We start from the raw sequence: 25,861 nt of genomic DNA on the forward strand, positions 1-25,861 counted from the left end.
AGAAACAGCAGGCTGCCCCAGTGGATTTCCTGCCACAGCCGCGCCAGCCTTGCGGCGAACAGACCATTGGCCTGCTGGCTGGCGTGCTGGCTGATCATCTGCAGTTGGCGCAAGGTCAAGGGCATCTGCTGCGGCTCCTGGGCCGGCAGGCGCATCAGCAACTCTTCGGCCCGCGACAGACCCAGCCGGTTCAGTGCCACTTCAAGGCTTTCCGCCGGCTCCGCCAGGCTGTTGCTGGCATGCCGGTTGGCCTCGCGCATCACGCTCAGGACCAGCGCCGGACTGTGTTGCATCAGGTCGGCGATGTCGCGCAGCGAACGGCGTCGATCCTTGATCGCAGCGCGAACCTTGTCGTGGTACAGCTTGGGAATGGGCAGACGCACGCCGTCGAGCAGTGCGAGCCAGGTGTCTAGGGTTTGAGGCTTGGCGTTGGACACTATGCTTATCCTGATGCATGCCTGAATGCAGGCCGACTACACGAACGGACCAAACTGGCTTTTGAAAACCGCTGCCTATAGTCTGGCGCAGTTCTGCCGATAAGGAGAACAACAGATTCCACACCACCTTTTTCGTCCTTGAACCCGACTTCTGAAGTGTTTTTTATCCATGGCTAAAATCATTGGCATCATTGTCGTGTTCGCGAGCGTGCTGGGCGGATACGTTCTTTCACATGGTCAATTGGCCGCCCTGGTCCAACCCTTCGAGGTGATGATCATCGGCGGTGCGGCCTTGGGCGCGTTTCTGCAGGCCAACCCCGGCAGCACCACCATGATCGTGCTGAAGAAGTCGTTGAAGATGTTCAAGTCGCGCTTCAGCCATGCCTACTATCTGGAAGTGCTGAGCCTGCTGTTCGAGATTCTCAACAAGAGCCGTCGCGAGGGCATGATGTCCATCGAGGCCGACATCGAAGATGTCGCCGCCAGCCCGATCTTCGCCAAGTACCCCACCATCCTCAAGGACGAGCAGATGATCGCGTTCATCTGCGATTACCTGCGCATCATGTCGTCGGGCAACATGGCGCCGCACGAACTCGAAGGCCTGTTCGACATGGAGCTGCTGAGCATGAAGGAAGAGCTCGAGCATCCGTCCCACGCCGTGACCGGTATCGCCGATGCGCTGCCCGGTTTCGGTATCGTTGCGGCGGTATTGGGCATCGTGGTGACCATGGCGTCGCTGGGTGACGGCGACAAGGCGGCGATCGGTGGTCACGTCGGCGCTGCACTGGTCGGTACCTTCCTGGGGATCCTGGCGGCCTACGGTTTCTTCGGCCCGCTGGCGACCTGCCTGGGCCACGACGCCAAGGAAGAGTTGAACGTCTACGAAGCCATCAAGGCGTCGCTGGTGGCTTCGGCTTCGGGCATGCCGCCGTCGCTGGCCGTGGAGTTCGGGCGCAAGGTGCTGTACCCGGCGCACCGCCCAAGCTTCGCCGAACTCGAACAAGCCGTACGCGGTCGCTGAGTCATGGAAAACAACCAGCCTATCATCGTCAAGCGGGTCAAGCGCTTTGGCGGCGGCCACCACGGTGGCGCCTGGAAGATCGCCTTCGCCGACTTCGCGACGGCGATGATGGCGTTTTTCCTGGTGCTCTGGCTGTTGTCCAACGCCACACCCGAGCAGAAGATCGCCATTGCCGGTTACTTCAAGGACCCGATCGGCTTCTCCGAAAGCGGCACGCCCTATGTCATCGACCTGGGCGGCTCTCCGCAGCTCTCGCCCGAGAAAACCCTGAATCCGGACGTCGAGGTCTCGCCGCCCAAGCCGGAAACCTCGAATCAGGTGGAAGCCGAACAGGCCCAGCAAATAGCCGAACAGGTTGAAAAGGAGCGCCTGGAACTGCTCCTGCAGGAGCTGCAGAACAAGGTTGACGAAAATCCCCAACTGCAGAAATTCAAGGACCAGATCCTTTTCGAAATCACGCAGGACGGCTTGCGCATCCAGATCACCGATGCCGAGAACCGACCGATGTTCGACCTGGGCAGTGCGCGGCTCAAGCCTTATTTCGAGGACATCCTGCTGGCCATGGCCGACACGATCAAGGCGGTGCCGAACAAGATCAGCATCAGCGGCCATACCGATGCCAAGCCCTACGCCGGCAGTGCGGCGGGCGGCTTCGGCAACTGGGAGCTGTCGTCCAACCGCGCCAATGCCGCGCGCCGGGCCCTGGTGGCGGGCAGCTATCCAGAGGATCAGATCGCTCGCGTGGTCGGCTATGGTTCATCGTCGCTGTTCGACCGCAAGGATCCGCTGAACTCCATCAATCGCCGCATCGACATCGTGGTGCTGACCAAAAAGGCCCAGCGCGACATCGAAGGTGATCAGCCGGCATTGGAAGCGCCCAATCCCGGTACGGCACCCGGTGCTGCGCCACCAGGCGCTTCGATCGGCGACCCCAGCGCACCGGTGCAGCCGCGCGAACTGCGGCAGCGCCTGAACCTGTTCGAAGACGGCTCGACCAAGCTCGTCGAGCCGGGCAAGCCTGCGCCCTGAGACGAAAAGCCGTTAGAAACCCCGGCCAATGCGTTCACGCAGGCCCCTGTGGATATCTCGCGCTTGCACCGGCAGCGGCGTCTCGCGCTGGCCGGCCGGCAGGCGCATGGCCGCTTCGCGGTGATAGGCCTCGATGAGGAAGTCCAACTGCTGCGGGCGCGTCAGGGTCGGCCAATGTGCCAGGTATTCGGGCAGTGCCTGATCGCCCAGCCGATACAGGCACAGGCGCCGGTCCCACGAAGTGACCTCGCCAATGCAGAACGGTATCCACCAGCGCCGCGCGCTGCAGTGCGAGATCATCAGGATCACATGGGTGCAATCGCGGATGTGCGCAGTGAGCGTTTCGGTGACGTGCAGCGTGGTCAACGAATCGAAGTCCATCACGTCCATGCCCACCTCGATCCCGGCCCTGCGCAAGTATTTCCTGACCCGCAAGGCCTGGGGCAGATCGGCATGCTGATAGCCAATGAACACGCTCATCGCTCAGATCCGCCGGCAATGAATTGAGCAAGTCGCAGGCAAGCAACGGGCAGGTGGGACATGGAAAGCCTTCATCGTGGGTGTTGAAGGCTGAAAGATTGTTCAATGCCGTTTAAGCGGCAAGGGATGTCATCGAAAAGAGACAAGCCCTACTGCTGCCGGTAATTATCCTTACAGACGAAGCCTATAGCTTCTGCACCAGCGCACGCACGGTGCCGACGATGCGCTCCACTTCGGCACGGTTCAGGGTCAAGGGTGGCAGCAGCCGAATGGTGGTGCCCCGGGTCACGTTGATCAGCAGGCCATGCTCTTCTGCGGCCCGCTGCATCAGTTCGCGGCAGGGCCGGTCCAGCTCCACACCGATCATCAGGCCCAGGCCCCGGACGGCTTTGACGCCAGGCATGCTTCCCACTTCGCTACGCAGCCGTTCGAGCAGCGCATGCCCCTGGCGCGCGGCGTTGTCCAGCAGTTGCTCGCGCTCGATGATGTCGAGCACCGTGCAACCGACCCGGCACGCCAGGGGGTTGCCGCCAAAGGTGCTGCCATGGCCTCCGGGCTGGAACAGGCGGCCCACGGTCGCGGTGGCCAGACAGGCACCGATCGGAATGCCATTGGCCAAGGCCTTGGCCAGAGTGACCACATCGGGCTGGATGTCGGCATGCTGGTAGGCAAACCACTGACCAGTGCGGCCAATGCCGGTCTGAATCTCATCGAGCATCAACAACCAGCCGTGGCTGTCGCAATGCTCGCGCAGGGCCCGCAGGTAGGATGTCGAGGCGACGTGCACACCGCTTTCGCCCTGGATCGGCTCGAGCAGCACCGCCGCGATGCGCTGGCCGAACGCCTGGGTGACAGTGGCCAGCGCATCCAGGTCGCCGAAGGGAATCTTGATGCAGTCTCCAGGCAGTTGGCCCAGGCCGGCGCTCAGGTGCGCGCCGTCACTGGCCGCCAGGGTGGCCAGGGTGCGGCCGTGAAAGGCGTTGTCCATGACCACCACCAGGGGCTTGGCGATACCGCGGCTATGTCCATGCAAACGGGCCAGCTTCAACGCGGTCTCGTTCGCTTCCGCGCCGGAATTGTTGAAGAACGCCAGGGCGAGACCGGACTTCTCGGCCAGCTTCGCGCCCAGCCGCTGTTGCCAGTCGATGGCGTACAGGTTGGAGGTGTGCAGCAACAGCCCGGCCTGCTCGACGATGGCGGCCACCACCTCCGGGTGGCTATGCCCCACGTTGGTCACCGCCACCCCGGCCAGCGCATCGAGGTACTCGCGACCGGCGATATCCCACAGGCGAGTGCCGCTACCATGGCTGAACGTCAGCGGCAACGGTTGATAGGTGGGCATCAGGTGGCTTGCGCTCATCATGGAACTCTCGGCGGTAAAATGAATGCGCAGTATTCCTTTCAACCCCAGGTGGATAAATGGCGTTAAGCTGGATGCACCTTTCACCCGGAGTTGATAATGGACCTGTTCCAGGCGATGCAGGTGTACGTAAAAGTGGTGGAGCTGGGCACCATGACTGCAGCGGCCAAGGCGTGCGATCTGTCCACGACCATGGTCAGCAACCACTTGCAGGCACTGGAGCAGCGTCTGGGCGTGAGCCTGTTGCTGCGCACCACGCGCCGCCAGCAGGTGACCGACGCCGGGCAGGCCTACTATCAGCGTTGTCTTGAGGTGCTGGGGCTGGTCGCCGATTCGGAGCGCTGGGCCGAACGCGCCCAAGGCACCGCGCAGGGACTGTTACGCATCACTGCGCCGCCGACCTTCGGCGCTGAGTGCCTGACACCCGCACTGGCGGGATTTCTCCAACGTTATCCACAGATCAGCGTCAGTCTCAGCCTCAGTGACCAGGTACACGACATGCTCGACGGGCAGTTCGACGCCGCACTACGGCTGGGCAATCTCGAACCCTCGACCTTGATCGCCCGTCCGCTGGACGACTATCGATTGAGTATCTGTGCGTCCCCGGACTACCTGCGCCGCCATGGCACGCCTTGCGATCCCGAGGAGTTGGCTGCGCATGAGTGCCTGCAATTCATGTACAACCCGGGCGATGAGTGGCGCGGGACGCAGAAACGCTGGTCCATGCAGGGGCCGGATGGATCGATTGGCGTCGAGGTGCAAGGGCGACTGGTCACCAACAGCAGCGCGGGACTGCGTCAGGCCGCCCTGGCGGGCATGGGCCTGGTCATGCTCCCTGATGTGCTGGTGCGCCGTGACCTGGAAGAGGGGAAGCTGGTCCAGGTGCTGGCTCGATACGCACTGCCCGGCAGACCCATGCACCTGCTTTATCCACAGGCGCGCTACCGTTCGCCGAAGCTGCGCGCCTTCGTGGACTACATCGTCCAGGCGCTGGGGCCTCAGGACAGGAGCGGTCAGTAGGTGTCCTGGGTCAGGCTGGCGATGATCGAGCGATAGCTGTTCATGCGCTGTTGTTGCACACGGCCGTCTTCCAGCGCCCCGAGCAGGGCGCAACCCGGTTCGCGGTCGTGCTTGCAGTCGCGGAAACGGCAGGTGCCCAGCAGGTCGGCGAACTCGATGAAGCCGGCCTCGACATCCGCCCGGCTGACGTGGCCCAGGCCGAATTCACGGATGCCGGGTGAGTCGATCAGTTCGCCGCCGCCCGGGAAGTGGAACAAGCGTGCGGTGGTGGTGGTGTGCGTGCCCTGGCCGGACCATTCCGACAGCGCACCCACCCGCGCCTGCACTTCGGGCAGCAGGCTGTTGACCAACGACGACTTGCCCACCCCCGACTGACCGACGAACACGCTGATATGGCCGTCCAAACGTGCCTGCAACTGCTGCATGCCATCGCCTTGATGCGCCGATACTTCCAGCAATGGATAACCCAACTGTCGATAGACCGCCAGCAGCGCGTTAAGCGCGGGCGCGTTCTGCTCGTCGATCAGGTCGGCCTTGTTCAGCAGCAGCAGGGGATGGATGCCGGCGTGTTCGGCGGCCACCAGGTAGCGGTCGATCAGGTTGGCATGGGGTTCGGGCATGGGCGCGAACACGATGACGATCAGGTCGACGTTGGCCGCGACCGGCTTGAGCTGCCCGCGGCTGTCGGGACGGCACAGTTCGGTGCTGCGCGGCAGCTGCGCGACGATGACACCGATGCCTTGGTTGCCGGCGCGCCAGACCACCTTGTCGCCGGTGACCAGCGAGGGCAGGTTGGCCCGCAGATAGCAACGGCAGACCTGACCGGCGTGCTCGCCTTCCAGTGCTTCGACTTCCACCTGAACACCGAAGTGGGCGATGACCAGCCCTGTCTGCTCTGGGCCCAGATCGCCGCCTTCGAGGGTCTCCAGGGCCTGGGACTCGCGCTTGGCGGCGCGTGCGGCGCGCTCGCCCTGGATTTTTTCGATACGCCAGTTCTGGCGGCGGTTCAGTTGGCGTTTGGCCATGTGTGTTCCGTGTAAATGAGTTCAAGCGTGAACGAAGGCGGGATACTAGCACGCCCGGCTACGCTAGACTGCGCAGCTACGCCGAGGAGACCCCCAATGCAGAACCCACAGAACCTGATCTGGATCGACCTGGAAATGACCGGTCTGGACCCGGACCATGACGTCATCATCGAAATGGCCACCATCGTCACCGACAGCGACCTCAATACCCTGGCCGAAGGCCCGGTCATCGCCATCCACCAGAGCGACGAGATCCTGGCCGGCATGGACGAGTGGAACACCCGCCAGCACGGCGGCTCGGGCCTGACCCAGCGCGTTCGCGAAAGCACGGTCAGCATGGCCCAGGCCGAAGCACAGACCATCGCCTTTCTGGAGCAGTGGGTGCCCAAGGGCAAGTCGCCGATCTGCGGCAACAGCATCTGCCAGGATCGCCGCTTCCTCTACCGCCACATGCGTGAGCTGGAAAACTACTTCCACTACCGCAACCTCGACGTCTCGACCCTCAAGGAACTGGCCGCGCGCTGGGCACCCGAGGTCAAGGACAGCTTCAAGAAGGGCAGCACTCACCTGGCCCTGGACGACATCCGCGAATCGATCGCCGAACTGCAGCACTACCGCAAGCACTTCATCAAGTTCTGACGGCCGGAAAACTCTGCAGCGGAAACGAAGCGGGCGGCGATCCCTCTGCCCGCGAAGAGGCCGGTGTGGGAGCGGGTTCTCAGCCCATGACAAGCCCTTTGTGGGAGCGGGTTCCCAGCCTATGACAAGCCCTTTGTGGGATGTGGGAGCGGGCTCTGCCCGCGAAGAGGCCGATGTGGGAGCCGGTTCTCAGCCCATGACGAGCCCTTTGTGGGAGCGGGCTCTGCCCGCGAAGAGGCCCTCAAGCCAACCTCCCTCAATACACCCGACGCCGCGGTGCCTGCAAGGCACTGGCGATATCGGCAGCCAGTCGCGCGATATCGGCCTCGGCCAGATTACCGACACTGACGCGCACCGCCGGCCCACTCTGCAATCGAAACGGACTGCCTGCCTGGACTGCCCAGCCTGCGGAGGCCAGGGCCTGCACCGTCGTTGTTTCGTCAATGACCGGTAGCCACAGGTGCAGGCCTTCGCCTGAGCTGGACAGGCTCACCCCCATGAGTTCGAGTGCCTCGACCAGCGATTGTCGACGGCTTCGATAGGCCGCACCCACTTCCGTCAAGCGGCCCGCTTGCAACATCCTGTTCCACAGATGGGCGGTCAGTCGCTGCAGCAGCAGGCTGACCCAGCGCGGCCCGACCCGCTGCTGGCGTTGCATCTCGCCATGCAAGGACGCGCTGGCGCCCGCAATCGAGACGCGCAGGTCGGGCCCGATGAACTTGCTGGTCGACAGCACATAGAGCCAATGCTGCGGAGGCGGTTGCAGGTCGATGGCCGGGGCCTGGCTCAACGGCCCCCAATGATCGTCGATCACCAGCAGCGTGTGCGGTGCGTCCTGCAAGGCCGCTGACCATTGCTGCCAGCGCGGGGTATCGAACGAGCAACCGGTCGGGTTCTGTGCGCGGGGCGTCAGTACCACAGCCGCCGCGCCACGCAGCACCTCCGGCGCCGGGGCCAGCGCGCCATGCTCGTCCATGCTCAATCCCCCTGGCTTGAGCTGTAGTCCGGTCAGCAGGTCGCGCAACGGTGGCCAGCATGGGTCTTCGATCAGCACCGTGGCGCCCGGGCGGCAGCGTGCACGAAGCGCTCTCTCGACCGCATCCAGCGCGCCGCAATACACACCCACCTGCTCGCTGGGCAGTTGCTGGCTGTCGAGCCAGTCGCGGGCCAGGCTCGACAACTGCGGGTCATCGCCGAACGGGTCGAAACCACTCTGGGTGACGTTGCGCAGCAGCCATTCGGGATCGGGCGCTGGCAGCAGCGAGGCATCGAGGTTGCCGCTGGCCATGTCGTACAGCCCTTCAGGAAGCACGAAGCCGTACTCGACAATTTCCGAAGCCGGCGCGCTGACCCGAGTCCCGCGACGCCCGTCGGTCACCACGATGCCGCTGTCACGCAACCTTCTGTACGCCGCCGCAACGGTATTGGGGCTGATCTTGAGCTGCGCGGCCAAGTCGCGCACCGAAGGCAGCGAAGCGTTTTGAAGCAAATCACCTTGGCGTATCTGCCGCTCAATGGCCTCCGCGATCTCGACGGCAGTGGACGCATTCGTCAATAATGTATTCATACATTCATATTATTGTATTGGTACATAAATGAAAAGTGCGTTGGTAGTGCGGCATCTTGCCTTCGAAGACCTGGGCAGTCTGGCCCCGGTGCTAAAAGCCGAGGGGTATGAAATCGAAATAATAGAAGCGCCACTGCACCCGCTGGCGTCCCTCGATGTGATCTCGGCAGACTTGTTGATCATTCTGGGCGGGCCCATCGGCGCTTTCGATGAGGCGCTGTACCCATTCCTGCGGGACGAGCTCGAACTCATTCGCCAACGCCTGGAAAGCGGCAAACCTTTGTTGGGTATCTGCCTGGGCGCACAGCTGATCGCCCGCGCCCTGGGTGCGGGCGTCGCTGCCATGGGCCACAAGGAAATCGGTTTCGGCCCCATCACGTTGACTGACGCCGGACACAACTCTGTCCTCGCGCCCTTGGCACAGGGAACCCCCGTGTTGCACTGGCACGGCGATCAGTTCGACATCCCCGCTCAGGCCGTGGCGCTCGCCGCCACCGACGCCTGTCCCCATCAGGCGTTCAGCCTGGGCAATCAGGTCCTGGCCCTGCAATTTCATCTCGAGGTGGCACCGCAGATGCTCGAAGCATGGCTGGTCGGCCATGCCAGCGAGCTGCATCAGCAGCGTATCGACCCCCGCGAACTGCGTGCCCAGGCGCAGGCACTAGGCTGCACAGGCGCACAGGTAGCCAGCGTGATCCTGACCGACTGGCTGGCACGGCTGCGATGAGTGAGGAGCTGCCCACCATCGAATTGCGGCACGTGCTCGCCGGCACGTCGCGCCCCTTCACACGCCCAGGCAGTTTCACCGGCATCGACAAGGTCCCGCTTCCCGGGCCGGTTGAAGTGGGAACACTGGGAATCATGGGCGATGAGCAGGGGGATCGCCGCATTCACGGCGGCCCCGACAAAGCCATCCACCATTATCCGTTCGAGCACTACCACGCATGGAAGCGGCTCATCGGCGAGCATCCACGCCTGGCACAGCCAGGTGCATTCGGCGAGAACCTGTCGACTGTCGGTGTAGACGAAACCCAGGTGTGCCTCGGCGACATCTTTCGATGTGGCAGCGTGTTGCTGGAAGTCAGCCAGACCCGGCAGCCTTGCTGGAAGCTCAACGATCGCTTCGAAGTGAGCGATATGGCCTTGCGCATGCAAGCCAGTGCGATGACCGGCTGGTATTACCGGGTGCTCGAAAGCGGTGCCCTGCAGGCAGGCGACCCCATCGTGCTTCAGGATCGCCCAATCCCTCGGTGGCCACTGCGCAAAGTCATCGCGCTGTTGTACGAGCGCTCGCTGGACTTCGATGAATTGAGCCAATTCGCGCAGTTGCCGCTCGTACCTTCCTGGCGCGCACTGGTGGAGCGACGCCTGGCAACGGGCCAGATCGAGAACTGGGCCAGCCGAGTGCTGGGTCCCCCTCCAGGAGAATAGAAACCATGCAGCACTTTCGCGTCATCGTTCAATTGCACCGGGCGTACTGGTGCCAGTTCGATATCGAGCATGCCGCTGCCGAGCATGCATTGGCAGATGTAGTCCGCCGCTTCCCCGAAGGCGAGGGCTACACCCTCGATATACAACGCAAGACGGATGAGCGCCGGTTGCTGGAATCAACACCCGACGGGATTCGGTTGCTGTATGCGCAGGGCATGTTCGAACGCTTGAACGCCGACTGCCGCTCAGCCAATCAGAAATGACACGCCCGCCCTTCATTCCCGGCATTCATGAAGCGGACAGCGTCGGGTCGTGCCCGGTATCATGCTGCTCCATCGCGCAGTCCGCACTCATGGCAGGCGATGCGTGGATCAACCCTCATTTGTCCTGACGCTCCGGTTCCCATGCTGCTGACCCTCTACCTCATCGCCATCACCGCTGAAGCCATGACCGGTGCCCTTTCCGCAGGGCGGCGCGGGATGGACTGGTTCGGTGTCGTGCTGATCGCCTGTGTGACCGCACTGGGCGGCGGTTCGATGCGCGATGTGTTGCTCGGGCACTATCCGCTGACGTGGGTCAAGCACCCTGAATATCTGGTGCTGACCAGTGTTGCGGCGTTGGTCACGATCTTCATCGCGCCGCTCATGCGCCGCTTGCGGTCGTTGTTTCTTGTGCTCGATGCGCTGGGGCTGGTGGCGTTCACGCTGATCGGCACCATGACCGCCCTGGAGCTGGGTCACGATTATCTGGTGGCGTCCATCAGCGGCATGATCACCGGGGTGTTCGGAGGTATCCTGCGTGACATCCTCTGCAACGACATTCCCCTGGTGTTCCGCCGTGAGCTGTATGCCAGCGTTTCATTCGCCTCGGCCTGGTGCTTTCTGGGCTGCACCTATCTGGAACTGGTGCCGATCCAGGCGCTGTCGATCACCTTGTTCGGTGGCTTCCTGCTGCGCCTGTTGGCGATCCGTTTCCACTGGGAAATGCCCAAGTTCGTCTACGACGACCGTTGAGCATGGGCCGCCAGGGCCCATTCGACGTGTTCGCGGACCAGCTCGCTGGGGTGTTCGCGGCGCGTCTTCAGGGCTTCGAGTACCGGAATGCTCGATGGCGCGTTGCCCAATCCCACTGCCAGGTTACGCAGGAAACGCTCGTAACCGGCGCGACGCAGGGGCGAGCCCTCGGTGCTGCTCAGGAAGTGCTCTTCATCCCACAGAAACAGCTGGGCCAGCTCGGCGTTGTCCAACTGATGCCGCGGCTGGAAATCGCCTTCGCCCGAGGGGCGGGCGAAGCGGTTCCAGGGGCAGACGATCTGGCAGTCGTCACAACCGAACACGCGGTTGCCGATCAGCGGCCGCAACTCCGTGGGAATGGGGCCCTTGAGCTCGATGGTCAGGTAGGAAATGCAGCGGCGGGCGTCCAGCACATAGGGCCCGACGAAGGCAGCGGTGGGGCAGATATCCAGGCAGGCCGTGCAGCGTCCGCAGTGTTCGCTGGCGTGCGCCTCATCGACCGGCAACGGCAGGTCGACGAACAGTTCGGCGAGGAAGAAGTAGCTGCCCGCCTTGCGGTTGAGGATCAGGGTGTTCTTGCCGATCCAGCCCAGCCCCGCCTCCTGCGCGATGGCTTTCTCCAGCACCGGTGCACTGTCGACGAAGGCGCGAAAGCCGAACGGGCCGATGTCCTGCTGGATGCGCTCGGCCAGGTGCTGCACCCGTTTGCGGATCAGCTTGTGGTAATCGCGGCCAAGGGCATAGCGCGAGACGTAGGCTTTTTCCGGCTCGGCCAGGCGTTGCGCCATGTGCGTGTCGCCGGGCAGGTAGTCCATGCGCAGCGAAACGACGCGCAAGGTGCCGGGTACCAGTTGCTCGGGGTGTGAACGCTTGCTGCCGTGGGCGGCCATGTAGTCCATTTCGCCATGGTAGCCAGCCTCCAGCCAACGTTGCAGGTGTTGTTCATGCTCGGCCAGGTCCAGGCCGGCGATGCCGACTTGCTGGAAACCCAGTTCGCGCCCCCATTGCTTGATGGAGAGCGCCAGGGCCGGAAGGTCGATGGTGGGAGCAGACATGCGAGCGAGGAAACCGGTGCGGAGGTGGGTATAATTCTGCCAGACATCGACAGCAAAGGTTCAAGCATGCCGCCAGACACGCAAATACCCGACGTAGTGCACAGCCAGCCAGCGGCCCCCGTGCCGCTCACCCCGGCCACCTTGCCGGTCCTGTCGGCGCGGCCGATGGATGCGCACAAGGGCATGTACGGCCGTGTGCTGGTGATCGGCGGCGACCACGGCACCGGCGGCGCGGCACTGCTCAGCGCCCAGAGTGCCCTGCGCAGCGGGGCCGGCATGGTCTCGCTGGCCACCCGCGGCGAGCACGTGGCGCCGGCGCTGGCGCGCCTGCCGGAAGTGATGGTGGCCGATATCGCCTCGGCCAACCAGCTCCTGCCAATGGCCGAGGCCGCTAGCGTGCTGGTGGTCGGGCCCGGCCTGGGCCAGGCCGGTTGGGGGCGCAGCCTGCTGTCGGTGGCGGCCAGCCAGGACAAGCCGCAGGTGTGGGACGCCGATGCGCTGAACCAGTTGGCTCAAGGCGCCGTCACGCTGCCCGCCGATGCGGTACTGACCCCGCATCCTGGCGAAGCGGCGCGGCTGCTGGGCATTTCTACCCAGCAGGTGCAGGCAAATCGCCCGGCGGCAGCCCGGCGGCTGGCCCGGCAATACGCGGCAGTGTGTGTACTCAAGGGCGCCGGCAGCCTGATCGCAGCGCCCGACGGTCGCCTGGCGATCTGCGAGCATGGTCATCCGGCCATGGCCACCGGCGGGCTGGGCGATGTCCTCGCCGGGCTGATAGGCGCGCTGCGTGCCCAGGGTCTGGACGGCTACGATGCGGCCTGTCTGGGCGTGTGGCTGCACGCCTGTGCCGGAGAACGGTCGGGCGAGGGCGGCCGCGGCCTGGCCGCCAGCGATCTGATCCCTGCCATTCGTCAGTTGCTCGAGGAGCATTATCCGTGTCAGAAGTAGAGATTTTCATCGAGGGCGAGGACGCGATGATCGCGTTCGGTGCGCGCATGGCAGAGGTCACCCAAGGCCATGGACTGATCTTTCTGGAAGGTGATCTGGGCGCCGGCAAGACCACCTTTTCCCGGGGCTTGATCCGCGGCCTCGGGCACGTCGGGGCGGTCAAGAGCCCAACCTTCACCCTGGTCGAGCCCTACGAAATCGGAGCTATAAAAGCCTTTCACTTCGACCTGTATCGCCTTGTTGATCCTGAGGAATTGGAGTATCTGGGCATCCGCGACTACTTTGAAGAGGACGCCTTGTGCCTGATCGAGTGGCCCCAGCAGGGTGCGGGCTTTTTGCCAAAGCCTGACCTGACCATTACCATAAGCCCGCAAGCGGCCGGAAGGCTGTTGAAGTTATCGCCACAGGGCCCGCGCGGCGTGTCCTGGTGTGCCGCTGTGGCACAGAAATCCAAATAATTTGATGGGGTTAGGTATGCGCATTCGCGCGCTGGTCGCGGTCGTTGGTCTGATGTTGACGGGTTTTGTCGTCAATGCCGTGGCCGCTACACAAGTCAAGAGCGTGCGCTTGTGGCGAGCGCCGGACAATACCCGGCTGGTCTTCGACCTCACCGGCCCGGTCCAGCACAGCGTGTTCACGCTCACATCGCCCGACCGGCTGGTGATCGACATCAACGGCGCCACTGCGTCCGCCCCGCTCAGCGTCGCTCCAGGCGACTCGCCCGTTACCAGCGTGCGTTCGGCCCAGCGCACGCCCAACGATTTGCGTGTGGTGGTGGACCTGAAAAAGGCCGTCACCCCAAAAAGCTTCACTCTGGCGCCCAACCAGCAATACGGCAACCGACTGGTGGTCGACCTGTTTGACTCGGCCGCCGATGCCGAACCAGCGCCGCCTCAGCCGGTCGTGGCCACCACACCGGCGGTGCCAGTCACGCCAACGCGCCCAGCTATCAAACTGACGCCAGTGCCCAGCGGCAAGCGCGATATCGTCATCGCCATCGATGCCGGTCATGGTGGCGAAGACCCCGGCGCTTCGGGCCCGCGAGGCCAGCACGAGAAGGACGTGGTGTTGCAGATCGCCAAGGAACTGCAACGCCAGATCAACGCCGAACAAGGCTTTCGTGCCGAGCTGACGCGCACTGGCGACTACTTCATCCCGCTGCGCGGACGTACCGAAATCGCCCGCAAGAAGGGCGCCGACCTGTTCGTTTCCATTCACGCCGACGCCGCGCCGTCCTCGGCTGCCTTCGGTGCCTCGGTGTTTGCGCTGTCCGAGCGCGGCGCCACCTCGGAAACCGCGCGCTGGCTGGCCGATACTGAAAACCGTTCCGACTTGATCGGCGGTGCTGGCAACGTCAGCCTGGACGACAAGGACCGCATGCTGGCCGGTGTACTTCTGGACCTGTCGATGACCGCTTCGCTGACCTCCAGCCTTAACGTGGGCCAGAAAGTGTTGAGCAACATCGGCCAGGTAACGCCGCTTCACAAGCGTCGTGTCGAGCAGGCCGGGTTCATGGTGCTGAAATCGCCGGACATCCCTTCGATCCTGGTGGAAACCGGATTCATCTCAAACTCCAATGAAGCCAACAAGCTGCAGAGCTCGGGTCACCAGCAGGCCCTGGCGCGCTCCATTCGTACCGGTGTGAAGCAGTTCTTCCAGCAGAACCCGCCGCCAGGGACCTACATGGCCTGGCTGCGTGACACCGGCAAGATCGCACGCGGCCCTAGCACCCACGTAGTGCGTCCCGGCGAAACGCTGGCCATGCTGGCCGCGCGCTACGACCTGGGCATCGCCACCTTGCGCAGCGCCAACGACTTGAAGACCGACGAACTCAAGATTGGCCAGGAAGTCACCATTCCCAGCACTGCCCTGGCGTCCCAGTAATGACTGAATCGGCCCGTATCGAGCTGCTCAGCCCGCGGCTCGCCAACCAGATCGCCGCCGGCGAGGTGGTCGAACGCCCAGCCTCGGTGATCAAGGAACTGCTGGAAAACAGCCTGGACTCGGGCGCTCGCCGCATCGACATCGAGGTCGAACAGGGTGGCGTCAAGCTGCTGCGCGTGCGCGACGACGGCAGCGGTATTTCCGCCGACGACCTGCCCCTGGCGCTGGCACGCCATGCGACCAGCAAGATCCGTGACCTTGAGGATCTGGAACGGGTGATGAGCCTGGGCTTCCGTGGGGAAGCGCTGGCCTCGATCAGTTCGGTGGCCCGTCTGACCCTGACGTCGCGCACAGCCTCTGCCGACCAGGCCTGGCAGGTCGAAACCGAAGGTCGCGACATGGATGCCCGCGTGCAGCCTGCCGCGCACCCGGTGGGCACTTCGGTCGAGGTTCGCGACCTATTCTTCAATACCCCGGCGCGGCGCAAGTTTCTCAAGACCGAGAAGACCGAGTTCGACCACCTGCAGGAGGTCATCAAGCGCCTGGCGCTGGCGCGCTTCGACGTCGGCTTCCACCTGCGACACAACGGCAAGAGCATCCTCGGCCTGCACGAAGCGCATGACGAAACCGCCCGCGCCCGAAGGGTCGCTGCGGTCTGTGGCCCGGCATTTCTCGAACAGGCGATGCCGATCGAGGTCGAGCGCAATGGCTTGCGTCTGTGGGGCTGGGTCGGTTTGCCGACGTTCTCCCGAAGTCAGGCCGACCTGCAATATTTCTTCGTCAACGGTCGAGCGGTGCGCGACAAGCTGGTCGCCCATGCGGTGCGCCAGGCCTACCGCGACGTGCTGTTCAATGGCCGTCATCCGACCTTCGTTCTGTTTCTGGAAGTGGATCCGGCGGTCGTCGACGTCAACGTGCACCCGACCAAACATGAAGTGCGCTTTCGCGACGGGCGCATGGTGCATGACTTCCTGTACGGCACATTGCACCGTGCCTTGGCTGACGTGCGTCCCGAAGACCAGTTGGCAACCGCGCCAACGCAGTCGCAGGCGCCGCGACCCAGTGGCGCGCAGGCCGGCGAGTTCGGTCCTCAGGGTGAAATGGGCCTGTCGGCGAATCTGCTGCAGCCGCCCATGGCTGCGCCGCAGTCGAACGGTGGTTCCGGTGGCGGTTACTCGTACACGCCGCGGCCGACCGCCGCCTTGCCGGTGGCCGAGGCGCAAAGCGCCTACCGGGAATTCTTCGCGCCGTTGCCGACCGCAGGCAGCAGTACCGCACCGATCCCGAGCCTGCCGCAGAGCCAGGGTGACATTCCCCCGTTGGGTTATGCCCTGGCGCAACTGAAGGGCATCTACATCCTGGCCGAAAACGCACAAGGGCTGGTGCTGGTGGACATGCATGCGGCTCATGAACGGATCATGTACGAGCGCCTGAAGATCGCCATGGCCAGTGAGGGACTGAGCGGGCAGCCGTTGCTGGTGCCCGAGTCGCTGGCCATGAGCCAGCGGGAAGCGGACTGCGCCGAAGAACACGCGACCTGGTTCCAGCGCCTGGGCTTCGAGTTGCAGCGTCTGGGGCCGGAAACCGTAGCCATCCGCCAGATTCCGGCGCTGCTCAAACAGGCCGAAGCCAATCGCCTGGTCAGCGATGTGCTCGCCGATCTCATGGAGTACGGCACCAGTGACCGTATCCAGGCGCACTTGAACGAATTGCTGGGTACGATGGCCTGTCACGGGGCGATTCGCGCCAACCGGCGCCTGGCCCTGCCGGAGATGAATGCCCTGTTGCGTGACATGGAAAACACCGAGCGCAGCGGCCAGTGCAATCATGGCCGACCGACCTGGACCCAGATGGGCCTGGACGATCTGGACAAACTCTTCCTGCGCGGGCGTTGATCGATGAGTGGCCTACCTCCGGCGATCTTCCTCATGGGACCCACCGCCGCCGGCAAGACCGACCTGGCCATCGAGCTGAGCAAGGTGTTGCCCTGCGAGCTGATCAGCGTCGACTCGGCGCTGGTCTACCGCGGCATGGACATCGGCACCGCCAAGCCGTCGCCGGCGGTGCTCAAGGCCCACCCGCATGCCTTGATCGATATCCTCGACCCGGCGCAAAGCTACAGCGCCGCCGATTTCCGGCGCGACGCCCTGCAAGCCATGGCGCAGATCACCGCGCGCGGCAACATCCCGTTGCTGGTCGGCGGCACCATGCTNNCGATCCGGTGTCCGCCGCGCGCATTCATCCCAACGATCCGCAACGCCTGATCCGGGCGCTGGAGGTGTATCGCGTAAGTGGTTCGAGCATGACCGAGCTGCGCGCGCGACAATCTGCGCAAAGTACCGAACCAGGCGCATTGGCAAGCGGGCAATTGCCCTATACTGTGGCCAACCTGGCCATCGCGCCCGCCGATCGCTCGGTGCTGCATGAGCGAATTGCCATGCGTTTCGAACAAATGCTGGAACAAGGCTTCGTCCAGGAGGTCACTGCCTTGCGTGCTCGAAGTGACTTGCATGCTGGGCTCGCGTCTATACGAGCGGTGGGCTATCGGCAAGTCTGGGATCATCTGGATGGCAAGCTGACCGAGGTGCAGATGCGCGAACGCGGCATCATCGCCACTCGCCAATTGGCCAAACGGCAGTTCACCTGGTTGCGCGGTTGGGCCGATCTGCACTGGCTCGACAGCCTGGCGGGCGACAATCTGCCTCGCACCTTGAAATACCTGGGCTCGGCCTCCATATTGAGCTGAGTCCCGCAATTGCCGTCTATCCTTGGGGTCTGACGGTCAAAGCCTTCATCTTTTTACAGCTTTTCCACTATTGATCCTTAAAGGAGTGCGGCACATGTCAAAAGGGCATTCGCTACAAGACCCTTACTTGAACACCTTGCGTAAAGAGAAGGTCGGCGTCTCGATCTATCTGGTGAACGGTATCAAGTTGCAGGGCCAGATCGAATCGTTCGACCAGTTCGTCATCCTGCTGAAGAACACTGTCAGCCAGATGGTCTACAAACACGCGATTTCCACGGTTGTACCGGTGCGTCCGATTCGTCTGCCAAGCGCGACCGAATCCGAGCAGGGCGACACCGACCCAGGTAACGCTTGATAGGAGTCTGCCTTGTTCTTTGAGCGCCACGGTGGTGGTGAACGAGCGATCCTCGTTCATCTGGATGGTCAGGACCCTGAGGCGCGCGAAGACCCGCAGGAGTTTCAGGAGCTGGCCATCTCGGCCGGCGCCGAAACTGTCGCATTCGTCAATGTCGCCCGTCATCGGCCCAGTGCCAAATTTCTGATCGGCAGCGGCAAGGTCGAGGAACTGCGTGATCAGGTCAAGACCGAACACGCGGATCTGGTGATCTTCAATCACACCCTCACACCCAGCCAGGAACGCAACCTCGAGAAGATCTTCGAGTGCCGCGTGCTGGACCGTACCGGTCTGATCCTGGACATCTTTGCGCAACGCGCCCGTACCCATGAAGGCAAGCTGCAGGTCGAACTGGCCCAGCTCGAGCACATGAGCACGCGGCTGGTTCGCGGTTGGACTCACCTCGAGCGCCAGGGTGGCGGTATCGGCCTGCGCGGTCCCGGGGAAACTCAGCTGGAAACCGACCGGCGGCTGCTGCGTGTACGCCTGCGCCAGATCAAGCAACGCCTGGAGAAGGTCCGCAGCCAGCGCGAGCAGGCTCGGCGGGGGCGTCGGCGTGCCGACATCCCGTCGGTGTCCCTTGTGGGCTACACCAACGCCGGCAAGTCGACCTTGTTCAACGCGATCACTCGTTCCGAGGTGTACGCAGCCGACCAGTTGTTCGCCACGCTCGATCCGACCTTGCGCCGGCTCGAGTTGAACGATCTGGGGCCGGTGATTCTGGCCGACACGGTGGGCTTCATACGCCACCTGCCGCACAAGCTGGTCGAAGCGTTTCGCGCCACCCTCGAAGAGTCGAGCAACTCCGACCTGCTGCTGCACGTGATCGACGCCCATGAGCCCGAGCGCATGGCGCAGATCGAGCAGGTCATGGCGGTGCTCACCGAGATCGGCGCACAAGGCTTGCCGATCCTCGAGGTGTATAACAAACTCGATCTGCTCGAAAACGTCGAGCCGCAGATACAGCGCGATGCGGACGGCAAGCCGGTCCGGGTCTGGGTATCGGCGCGCGACGGTCGCGGTCTCGAGCTGGTCAAGCAGGCGGTCGCCGAACTGCTGGGCGAGGACCTGTTCGTCGGGACGTTGCAGCTGGGCCAGAAACTGGGCCGTCTGCGTGCCCAGCTGTTTTCGCTGGGCGCGGTGCAAAGCGAAGCGCATGATGAGCAAGGTGGCAGTCTGCTGGCAATCCGCCTGCCACGTGCGGAACTCAATCGCCTGGTCAGTCGCGAAGGCATGGAGCCCGCTGAATTCATCGAGCAACACACTTTGCAATAAAAGCCTGACGTGGCAGCTGTGCTGTCGTGTCGGGCATTCTGTAGCATTGGTCGGCGCGCCGTGGGTGCGTCTTTGCTTTATCAGATGGAGAGCGCTATGGCTTGGAATGAGCCGGGTGGCAACTCGAACAATCAAGATCCTTGGGGTGGAAAACGCCGTGGAGGCGACCGCAAGGGGCCACCGGATCTCGACGAGGCCTTCCGCAAACTGCAGGACAGCCTGAACGGTCTGTTCGGTGGTGGAAAGAAACGCACAGGTGGTGGTGGCGACGGGGGAGGCACGTCCAAGGGCGGTGGTCTCGGCCTGTTGGGCATCGGCCTTGCCGTGCTCGGCGCTATCTGGCTGTACAGCGCGGTGTATGTGGTGGACGAGCAGGAACAGGCCGTTGTACTGCGCTTCGGCAAGTACTACGAAACCGTGGGTCCGGGTCTGAACATCTACTTCCCGCCGATCGACCGCAAGTACCTGGAAAACGTCACGCGCGAGCGTTCGTATACCAAGCAGGGCCAGATGCTTACCGAAGACGAGAACATCGTCGAGGTGCCGCTGACCGTGCAGTACAAGATCACCAACCTGCAGGATTTCGTCCTGCGCGTCGACCAGCCTGAAATCAGCCTGCAGCACGCCACCGACAGTGCGCTGCGCCATGTGGTGGGTTCCACCGCCATGGACCAGGTGCTGACCGAAGGCCGCGAGCAGATGGCTGGCGAGATCAAGGAGCGCCTGCAGCGGTTCCTCGACACCTACCAGACCGGTATCACCGTCACCCAAGTCAACGTACAGAGCGCGGCAGCCCCGCGTGAAGTGCAGGAAGCCTTCGACGACGTGATCCGTGCCCGTGAAGACGAGCAACGCTCGCGCAACCAGGCCGAAGGCTATGCCAATGGCGTGATTCCCGAGGCTCGCGGTCAGGCCCAGCGCATCATCGAAGATGCCAACGGCTACCGCGACGAAGTGGTTTCGCGTGCCAAGGGTGAGGCCGATCGCTTCACCAAGCTGGTCACCGAGTACCGCAAGGCGCCCGACGTGACCCGCCAGCGTCTGTACCTGGAAACCATGCAGGACGTCTACAGCAACACCAGCAAGGTGCTGGTGGCCAGCAAGGAAGGTCAGAACAACCTGATCTACCTGCCGCTGGACAAGATGGTCGGTGGTGACCGCAACAACAGCAGCACGCCTGCCGCCAACACGCCGTCATCGGCGAGCGACGCCGCCGGCGCCCGCGCCGCGGCCGACCTGCAGCAGCAACAGCGTGAAATGCGTTCAAGGGAGAGTCGCTGATGGGCAATAAATCTGTGATCGCCCTGATCGTCGCCGTCGTTCTGGCGGTGGCAGCATGGAACTGCTTCTACATCGTGGCGCAAACCGAACGTGCGGTTCTGCTGCAATTCGGTCGCGTGGTTCAGGCCGATGTCCAGCCTGGCCTGCATGTGAAGCTGCCGTACGTCAACCAGGTGCGCAAGTTCGATGCGCGGCTGATGACCCTCGACGCGCCGACCCAGCGGTTCCTGACCCTGGAGAAGAAAGCGGTGATGGTCGATGCCTATGCCAAATGGCGTGTGAAGGATGCCGAGCGCTACTACACCGCCACTTCCGGCATGAAGCAGATCGCCGACGAGCGTCTGTCGCGTCGTCTCGAATCGGGTCTGCGTGACCAGTTCGGCAAGCGCACGCTGCATGAAGTGGTGTCGGGTGAGCGGGATGCGTTGATGTCCGACATCACCACCTCACTCAACCGCATGGCCGACAAGGAGTTGGGTATCGAAGTCATTGACGTGCGCGTCAAGGCCATCGACCTGCCCAAGGAAGTCAACCGCAGCGTGTTCGAGCGCATGAGCACCGAGCGTGAGCGCGAGGCGCGCGAGCATCGTGCCAAGGGTAACGAGCTGGCCGAAGGTATCCGTGCCGATGCCGATCGTCAGCGTCGCGTCCTGCTGGCCGAAGCCTATCGCGAGTCCGAGGAAGCGCGTGGTGACGGCGACGCCCAGGCCGCAGCCATCTATGCCCGGGCCTATGGTCAGGATCAGGAGTTCTACTCCTTCTTCCGCAGCCTGCAGGCTTACCGCCAGAGCTTCGCCAACAAGAGCGACGTGATGGTGCTCGACTCCAAGAGCGATTTCTTCCGCTTCATGGAGAAGTACAAGCCCTGATCGGCTTTCCCCGCCGGGCGGTTTAACCGTTCGGCGGGGTGAACGATCGGCAAAACGTGTGTATGATGCGGCAGCCGGGAAATTCCCGGCTTTTTTGCGTCTGCAAGATCGATTGGCCGATTCATAGGCCCGGTTTATGAGGACATTGCCCCGCGACGTGCTTGCGGTGGGCGATTTCTGCTTCACTCAAGGCTAGCCCGACGGCAGGCCACCCGGATCATAGGGGAAAGGCGTAATGGCAACGGTAGACCGCTGGCTGCTGCCAGATGGCATCGAAGAAGTACTGCCGCCTGAGGCTGCGCGCATCGAAGTCGCGCGGCGCCAGGTGTTGGACCTGTTCCAGAGCTGGGGTTACGAGTTCGTCGTGACTCCGCATATCGAATACCTCGAGTCGCTGCTGACCGGCGCCGGCCAGGACCTTGACCTGCGCACTTTCAAGGTGATCGACCCGCAATCGGGTCGGCAGATGGGTTTCCGTGCCGATATCACGCCCCAGGTGGCGCGTATCGATGCGCATACCTTGCGTCGTGAAGGGCCGAACCGTCTGTGCTATGCCGGCAGTGTCCTGCATGCGCAGCCTCGCGCCCTGTCCAGCTCGCGCAGCCCTATCCAGTTGGGTGCTGAGCTGTATGGCGATGCCAGCCCCAGCAGCGACGTGGAAGTCATCAGCCTGATGCTGACCATGCTCGAAATGGCCGATGTGCCAGACGTGCACATGGATCTGGGGCATGTCGGTATCTACCGTGGCCTGGCTCGCGCGGCGGGCCTGTCGGGGGATGTCGAGCAACAGCTGTTCGATGCCCTGCAGCGCAAGGCCATCGACGAAGTGATCACCCTGACCGAAGGGCTGCAGGCCGATCTGGCCGAGATGCTGCGAGCTCTGGTCGGGCTGTGTGGCGGGCGGGAAGTGCTGGCCCAGGCCAAGGTACGCCTGGCCAATGCCCCGGCGGCGGTGCTGACCGCGCTGGACGACCTGCTGACGATCGCCGAGCGCCTGGCGTTGCGTTTTCCGCAATTGCCGCTGTACTTCGACTTGGGCGAACTGCGCGGTTATCACTATCACACCGGCGTGGTGTTTGCCGTGTTCGTTCCAGGCATGGGCCAGTCCATCGCTCAGGGCGGCCGCTACGACGACATCGGCGCGGATTTCGGCCGCGCTCGCCCGGCTACCGGATTTTCCACGGACCTCAAGTCCCTGGTCACCCTGGGCCAGGCTCGAATCGAACTGCCGTGCGGTGGCGTCTGGATGCCCGATAGCACTGATGCAGCACTGTGGCAGGCGGTCTGCCAGCTGCGCCGCGAGGGCCAGCGCGTGGTCCAGGCCCTGCCGGGCCAGACGATCGAGGCTGCTGGCGAGGCAGATTGCGACCGTCAATTGATTCAGCAGAACGGGCAATGGCAAGTGCTGCCACTGGCCTCTTGAGTATTCCTGCCGGCCGCTGCCGGCACCAAGTTTGCGCGAATGAGGACAAGTGTTATGGGTAAGAATGTCGTAGTCCTGGGCACCCAATGGGGTGATGAGGGCAAAGGCAAGATCGTTGATCTGCTGACCGAACATGCTGCCGCGGTAGTGCGCTATCAAGGCGGTCACAACGCTGGCCACACACTGGTGATCGACGGCGAGAAAACCGTCTTGCACCTGATTCCTTCGGGCGTGCTGCGCGAAGGCGTGCAGTGCCTGATCGGCAACGGCGTGGTCGTTGCACCCGACGCTCTGATGCGCGAGATCACCAAGCTGGAAGAGAAGGGCGTACCGGTGCGCGAGCGCCTGCGTATCAGCCCGTCCTGCCCGTTGATCCTGTCCTTCCACGTGGCGCTGGATCAGGCCCGTGAAAAGGCCCGTGGCGAGCTGAAGATCGGCACCACCGGTCGCGGCATCGGTCCGGCGTACGAAGACAAGGTTGCACGTCGCGGCCTGCGCGTGGGCGACCTGCTCAACATGCCGCGCTTCGAAGACAAGCTGCGTGAACTGGTGGATTACCACAACTTCATGCTGGTCGGTTACTACAAAGAGCCGGCCATCGAGTTCGAAAAGACCTTGGCCGAGTGCAAGGAATACGCTGAGCTGCTCAAGCCGCTGATGCTGGACGTGACGGCCGAGCTGCACGAACTGCGTCGCGCTGGCAAAGACATCATGTTCGAAGGCGCCCAGGGTTCGTTGCTGGACATCGACCACGGCACCTACCCCTACGTGACCAGTTCCAACACCACCGCAGGTGGCGTGGCAACCGGCTCGGGCGTCGGTCCCATGTTCCTGGACTACATCCTGGGCATCACCAAGGCCTACACCACTCGTGTAGGTTCGGGGCCGTTTCCGACCGAACTGTTCGACGAAGTCGGCGCGCACCTGGCCAAACAGGGCCATGAATTCGGCGCAACCACCGGCCGTGCCCGTCGCTGTGGCTGGTTCGACGCTGTCATCCTGCGCCGCGCGATCGATGTGAACAGCATCTCGGGCATCTGCCTGACCAAGCTGGACGTACTCGATGGTCTGGAAACCATCAACATCTGCACCGGCTACAAAGATGCAGAAGGCAATGACGTTGCCCCCACCGACGCCGACAGCTACGTAGGCCTGCAGCCAGTGTACGAAGAAGTGCCGGGCTGGACCGAGTCGACCGTGGGCGCCAAAACCCTGGAAGAACTGCCGGCCAACGCCCGTGCCTACATCAAGCGTGTCGAAGCGCTGATCGGCGCACCGATCGATATCATCTCGACCGGTCCTGATCGCAACGAGACTATCGTGCTGCGTCATCCGTTCGGCTGATAGCGGTTCGTGCACCACAGCAAAAGGCCCTTCGGGGCCTTTTGTCGTTTCAGGGACGGGTCGGCCGTCCGGCACGGCGTTTGCTGTGTGATTCCGAATCAGGTGCCAGTATTACGATGGCGTCAATAAAAAGGGGATTCACATGTCCGCTGTCCTTTCTCTTCTGCGCAGCCGCTTGCTGCGTCCGGTTTTCATTGCCTTGGGTATCGCTCTTTTGGTGCAGGTACTGGCCGCCATTGCGCTGACCCGAAGCACCGTCACTGCACTCGAAGCCGACCTGGATCAGCGCATGGCCCAGGACAGCCAGCGGCTGACAGGGGAACTGCAAAGCGCCAGTGCGGAGGTGTCCTCCGGGCTCGAAAGTCTTTCCGCGAACACGCGTCAGCGCCTGAGTGCCGGTTTATCGACACGCCTGACCCAAGAACAGGCGCAGATTCGAGCGACCCTGGACAAGGATCTGCAGGATTCGGCCACCGATATGGCCGAACTGCTGGCCTCGGTCGCACCCCGGGCCATGTGGGACAACGATGTACCGACGCTGTCCGAGTTCGCCCGTCGCGCTCAGCGCAATCCCAACGTGCTGTTCGTGATCTACAACGACGCGCAGGGCGAGCACCTGACCCGTTACCTGAATCGCGACAACCCGATCAACCAGGCGCTGATGGCCAAGGGAGCCGGTGAGCGTGCTTTGGACAAGGTGCTCGATGCGGCCAGGAATGATCCTGGGGTGATCTATGTCGAAGCCTCGATCAATCCCAACGGCGTGGAGATCGGTCGTGTATTGATGGCCGTTTCGCGCAAGGGCGTCGAAGCGCAGGTGGCCGAACTGGACAAGCGTTTTGCTGCGCTGATTGCCAGTGCCGGGCAACTGGTGGGCGAAAGTCTGCAAGGCGCCTCGACCGAAAGCGCCAAGGCTCTGCAGGCCCGTCTGCAGTCGGCGGAATCGGCGGCAGCGACCATGCAGGCCAATACCCACAGCACTGTGCAGGACGCTGCGGCGCAGTTGCGCTGGCGCATCGGGCTGTGCCTGGCCCTGGTAGGGCTGGCCATGCTGGTGGTGCTGGCCGCCGTGCTGGGCCGTCGTGTGGTGCATCGCCTGCGCCTGCTGGTCGGCGCGCTGGATGACTTGGCCGCAGGTGAGGGCGACCTGACCAAGCGGGTGGCGATTCACAGCCGCGACGAGATCGGCGACATGGCGTCGGCCGTCAACCGTTTCGTCGACAAGCTGCAGCCTATCGTTCGCGAAGCGGGCGAGGTGGCGCACAAGACAGGGGTTGAAATCGGCAGCATGGCTCAACGCAATGCGGGGGCCGACGATGCCGCCCAATTGCAGCGCGATGAAGTGGCGCAGAGCCTGCAGGACCTGTCGCAGATGGCCGATGAGGCTCAGGCCGAGAGTCAGGCGATGCAGTCGGCCTTGCAACAAGTGGCGGAGATCCGTCAGGCCACGGACGACAACACTCGGGCCTCGCAACAAGTCGGCGGCTTGATCGAAGCGTTGGCCGGGCAGGTGCAGAGTGGGTCCAAGGTGATCGAGCGATTGGCCGAGCAGAGTCAGCAGATCGAGGTGGTGTTGACGGTGATCCACGGGATCGCCGAGCAGACCAATCTGCTGGCGCT

The 25,861-nt window shown here is 63.3% G+C and carries 24 protein-coding genes and 2 pseudogenes; 20 read left to right on the forward strand and 6 right to left on the reverse strand.

What is annotated here, in order from left to right; genetic code table 11:
• Positions 1-437: HDOD domain-containing protein (locus tag B2V21_RS07175; protein ID WP_414708370.1), on the reverse strand; the 437-nt coding region annotated here is incomplete at its 3' end.
• Between the two features lie 169 nt (positions 438-606).
• On the opposite strand from B2V21_RS07175, the gene motA reads away from it, so the two are divergent.
• Both motA and motB read left to right on the forward strand, forming a co-directional pair.
• A complete protein-coding gene (gene motA, locus B2V21_RS07180; protein ID WP_049862054.1) occupies positions 607-1,458 on the forward strand; it encodes a flagellar motor stator protein MotA in 852 nt (283 codons plus the stop codon).
• Positions 1,459-1,461: 3 nt separating this feature from the next.
• Positions 1,462-2,487 (forward strand): flagellar motor protein MotB, encoded by a 1,026-nt coding sequence (motB, locus tag B2V21_RS07185; protein ID WP_286916444.1) that lies wholly within the window; start codon positions 1,462-1,464, stop codon positions 2,485-2,487.
• 12 nt (positions 2,488-2,499) lie between these two features.
• Here the strand turns inward: motB and B2V21_RS07190 are convergent, their stop codons facing one another.
• Together B2V21_RS07190 and B2V21_RS07195 are read right to left on the reverse strand one after the other, a co-directional pair.
• Positions 2,500-2,967, reverse strand: a complete 468-nt coding sequence (locus tag B2V21_RS07190) for a toll/interleukin-1 receptor domain-containing protein (protein WP_286916445.1) — start codon at positions 2,965-2,967, stop codon at positions 2,500-2,502.
• Positions 2,968-3,151: 184 nt separating this feature from the next.
• Positions 3,152-4,327 carry an aspartate aminotransferase family protein gene (locus tag B2V21_RS07195; RefSeq protein ID WP_286916446.1) on the reverse strand — a complete coding sequence of 392 codons (1,176 nt, stop codon included), beginning with the start codon at positions 4,325-4,327 and terminating at the stop codon, positions 3,152-3,154.
• A gap of 99 nt (positions 4,328-4,426) precedes the next feature.
• Here B2V21_RS07195 and B2V21_RS07200 point away from each other — a divergent pair, with 99 nt between their 5' ends.
• Entirely contained in the window at positions 4,427-5,347 is a 921-nt protein-coding gene (locus B2V21_RS07200; RefSeq protein WP_286916447.1) for a LysR family transcriptional regulator, read from the forward strand.
• On the opposite strand, the gene rsgA is transcribed toward B2V21_RS07200, so the two are convergent.
• Complete coding sequence (rsgA, locus tag B2V21_RS07205) at positions 5,341-6,372, reverse strand: small ribosomal subunit biogenesis GTPase RsgA (protein ID WP_049862050.1); 1,032 nt, start codon at positions 6,370-6,372, stop codon at positions 5,341-5,343. The two genes, B2V21_RS07200 and rsgA, sit on opposite strands and share 7 nt — an antisense overlap.
• Before the next feature lie 96 nt (positions 6,373-6,468).
• Here rsgA and orn point away from each other — a divergent pair, with 96 nt between their 5' ends.
• A complete protein-coding gene (gene orn / locus B2V21_RS07210; RefSeq protein WP_090355847.1) occupies positions 6,469-7,011 on the forward strand; it encodes an oligoribonuclease in 543 nt (180 codons plus the stop codon).
• Positions 7,012-7,267: 256 nt separating this feature from the next.
• Here orn and B2V21_RS07215 read toward each other — a convergent pair whose 3' ends face one another.
• Positions 7,268-8,578 (reverse strand): aminotransferase class I/II-fold pyridoxal phosphate-dependent enzyme, encoded by a 1,311-nt coding sequence (locus B2V21_RS07215; RefSeq protein ID WP_286916448.1) that lies wholly within the window; start codon positions 8,576-8,578, stop codon positions 7,268-7,270.
• A 28-nt stretch (positions 8,579-8,606) separates the two neighbouring features.
• Between B2V21_RS07215 and B2V21_RS07220 the strand changes: the two genes are divergently transcribed.
• From B2V21_RS07220 to B2V21_RS07235, 4 genes are all read left to right on the forward strand, one after another.
• Positions 8,607-9,305 (forward strand): glutamine amidotransferase, encoded by a 699-nt coding sequence (locus B2V21_RS07220; protein WP_286916449.1) that lies wholly within the window; start codon positions 8,607-8,609, stop codon positions 9,303-9,305.
• Positions 9,302-10,009, forward strand: coding sequence for an MOSC domain-containing protein (locus B2V21_RS07225; RefSeq protein ID WP_286916450.1), 708 nt, complete (start codon positions 9,302-9,304; stop codon positions 10,007-10,009). Before B2V21_RS07220 ends, B2V21_RS07225 begins: the two co-directional genes overlap by 4 nt.
• Before the next feature lie 5 nt (positions 10,010-10,014).
• Positions 10,015-10,272 carry a hypothetical protein gene (locus B2V21_RS07230; protein WP_286916451.1) on the forward strand — a complete coding sequence of 86 codons (258 nt, stop codon included), beginning with the start codon at positions 10,015-10,017 and terminating at the stop codon, positions 10,270-10,272.
• 141 nt (positions 10,273-10,413) lie between these two features.
• Positions 10,414-11,022: a trimeric intracellular cation channel family protein gene (locus B2V21_RS07235; protein ID WP_043191159.1), complete on the forward strand. Its 609-nt coding sequence runs from the start codon at positions 10,414-10,416 to the stop codon at positions 11,020-11,022.
• Here the strand turns inward: B2V21_RS07235 and queG are convergent.
• Complete coding sequence (gene queG, locus B2V21_RS07240; RefSeq protein WP_286916452.1) at positions 11,007-12,077, reverse strand: tRNA epoxyqueuosine(34) reductase QueG; 1,071 nt, start codon at positions 12,075-12,077, stop codon at positions 11,007-11,009. The two genes, B2V21_RS07235 and queG, sit on opposite strands and share 16 nt — an antisense overlap.
• A gap of 141 nt (positions 12,078-12,218) precedes the next feature.
• On the opposite strand from queG, the pseudogene B2V21_RS07245 reads away from it, so the two are divergent.
• The 12 genes and pseudogenes from B2V21_RS07245 to B2V21_RS07300 all read left to right on the forward strand — a co-directional run.
• A pseudogene (locus B2V21_RS07245) lies at positions 12,219-13,025 on the forward strand (NAD(P)H-hydrate dehydratase); the annotation flags it as partial.
• Entirely contained in the window at positions 13,013-13,483 is a 471-nt protein-coding gene (tsaE, locus tag B2V21_RS07250) for a tRNA (adenosine(37)-N6)-threonylcarbamoyltransferase complex ATPase subunit type 1 TsaE (protein ID WP_286916453.1), read from the forward strand. The pseudogene B2V21_RS07245 and the gene tsaE, both read left to right, overlap by 13 nt.
• Before the next feature lie 16 nt (positions 13,484-13,499).
• Positions 13,500-14,909, forward strand: a complete 1,410-nt coding sequence (locus B2V21_RS07255) for an N-acetylmuramoyl-L-alanine amidase (RefSeq protein ID WP_049862039.1) — start codon at positions 13,500-13,502, stop codon at positions 14,907-14,909.
• Positions 14,909-16,804 (forward strand): DNA mismatch repair endonuclease MutL, encoded by a 1,896-nt coding sequence (mutL, locus tag B2V21_RS07260; protein ID WP_286916454.1) that lies wholly within the window; start codon positions 14,909-14,911, stop codon positions 16,802-16,804. Before B2V21_RS07255 ends, mutL begins: the two co-directional genes overlap by 1 nt.
• A gap of 135 nt (positions 16,805-16,939) precedes the next feature.
• Positions 16,940-17,655, forward strand: a pseudogene (locus B2V21_RS07265) (tRNA (adenosine(37)-N6)-dimethylallyltransferase).
• 94 nt (positions 17,656-17,749) lie between these two features.
• On the forward strand, positions 17,750-18,010 hold the full coding sequence (hfq, locus tag B2V21_RS07270; protein WP_043191144.1) for an RNA chaperone Hfq: 261 nt from the start codon (positions 17,750-17,752) through the stop codon (positions 18,008-18,010).
• 12 nt (positions 18,011-18,022) lie between these two features.
• On the forward strand, positions 18,023-19,324 hold the full coding sequence (gene hflX / locus B2V21_RS07275) for a ribosome rescue GTPase HflX (RefSeq protein ID WP_049862036.1): 1,302 nt from the start codon (positions 18,023-18,025) through the stop codon (positions 19,322-19,324).
• Positions 19,325-19,420: 96 nt separating this feature from the next.
• Positions 19,421-20,605, forward strand: a complete 1,185-nt coding sequence (hflK, locus tag B2V21_RS07280) for an FtsH protease activity modulator HflK (protein ID WP_286916455.1) — start codon at positions 19,421-19,423, stop codon at positions 20,603-20,605.
• The gene (hflC, locus tag B2V21_RS07285; RefSeq protein ID WP_286916456.1) at positions 20,605-21,474 is read left to right on the forward strand and encodes a protease modulator HflC; all 870 of its coding nucleotides are present in this window, start codon (positions 20,605-20,607) and stop codon (positions 21,472-21,474) included. Before hflK ends, hflC begins: the two co-directional genes overlap by 1 nt.
• A 235-nt stretch (positions 21,475-21,709) precedes the next feature.
• Positions 21,710-22,897 carry an ATP phosphoribosyltransferase regulatory subunit gene (locus B2V21_RS07290; protein ID WP_049862033.1) on the forward strand — a complete coding sequence of 396 codons (1,188 nt, stop codon included), beginning with the start codon at positions 21,710-21,712 and terminating at the stop codon, positions 22,895-22,897.
• A gap of 54 nt (positions 22,898-22,951) precedes the next feature.
• Entirely contained in the window at positions 22,952-24,241 is a 1,290-nt protein-coding gene (locus tag B2V21_RS07295; protein WP_192069194.1) for an adenylosuccinate synthase, read from the forward strand.
• A gap of 142 nt (positions 24,242-24,383) precedes the next feature.
• A partial coding sequence (locus B2V21_RS07300) for a HAMP domain-containing protein (protein ID WP_286916457.1) occupies positions 24,384-25,861 on the forward strand: 1,478 nt, incomplete at its 3' end.

This window comes from Pseudomonas sp. UBA6276 (genome assembly GCF_002438365.1).
Lineage (GTDB): Bacteria > Pseudomonadota > Gammaproteobacteria > Pseudomonadales > Pseudomonadaceae > Aquipseudomonas > Aquipseudomonas coleopterorum.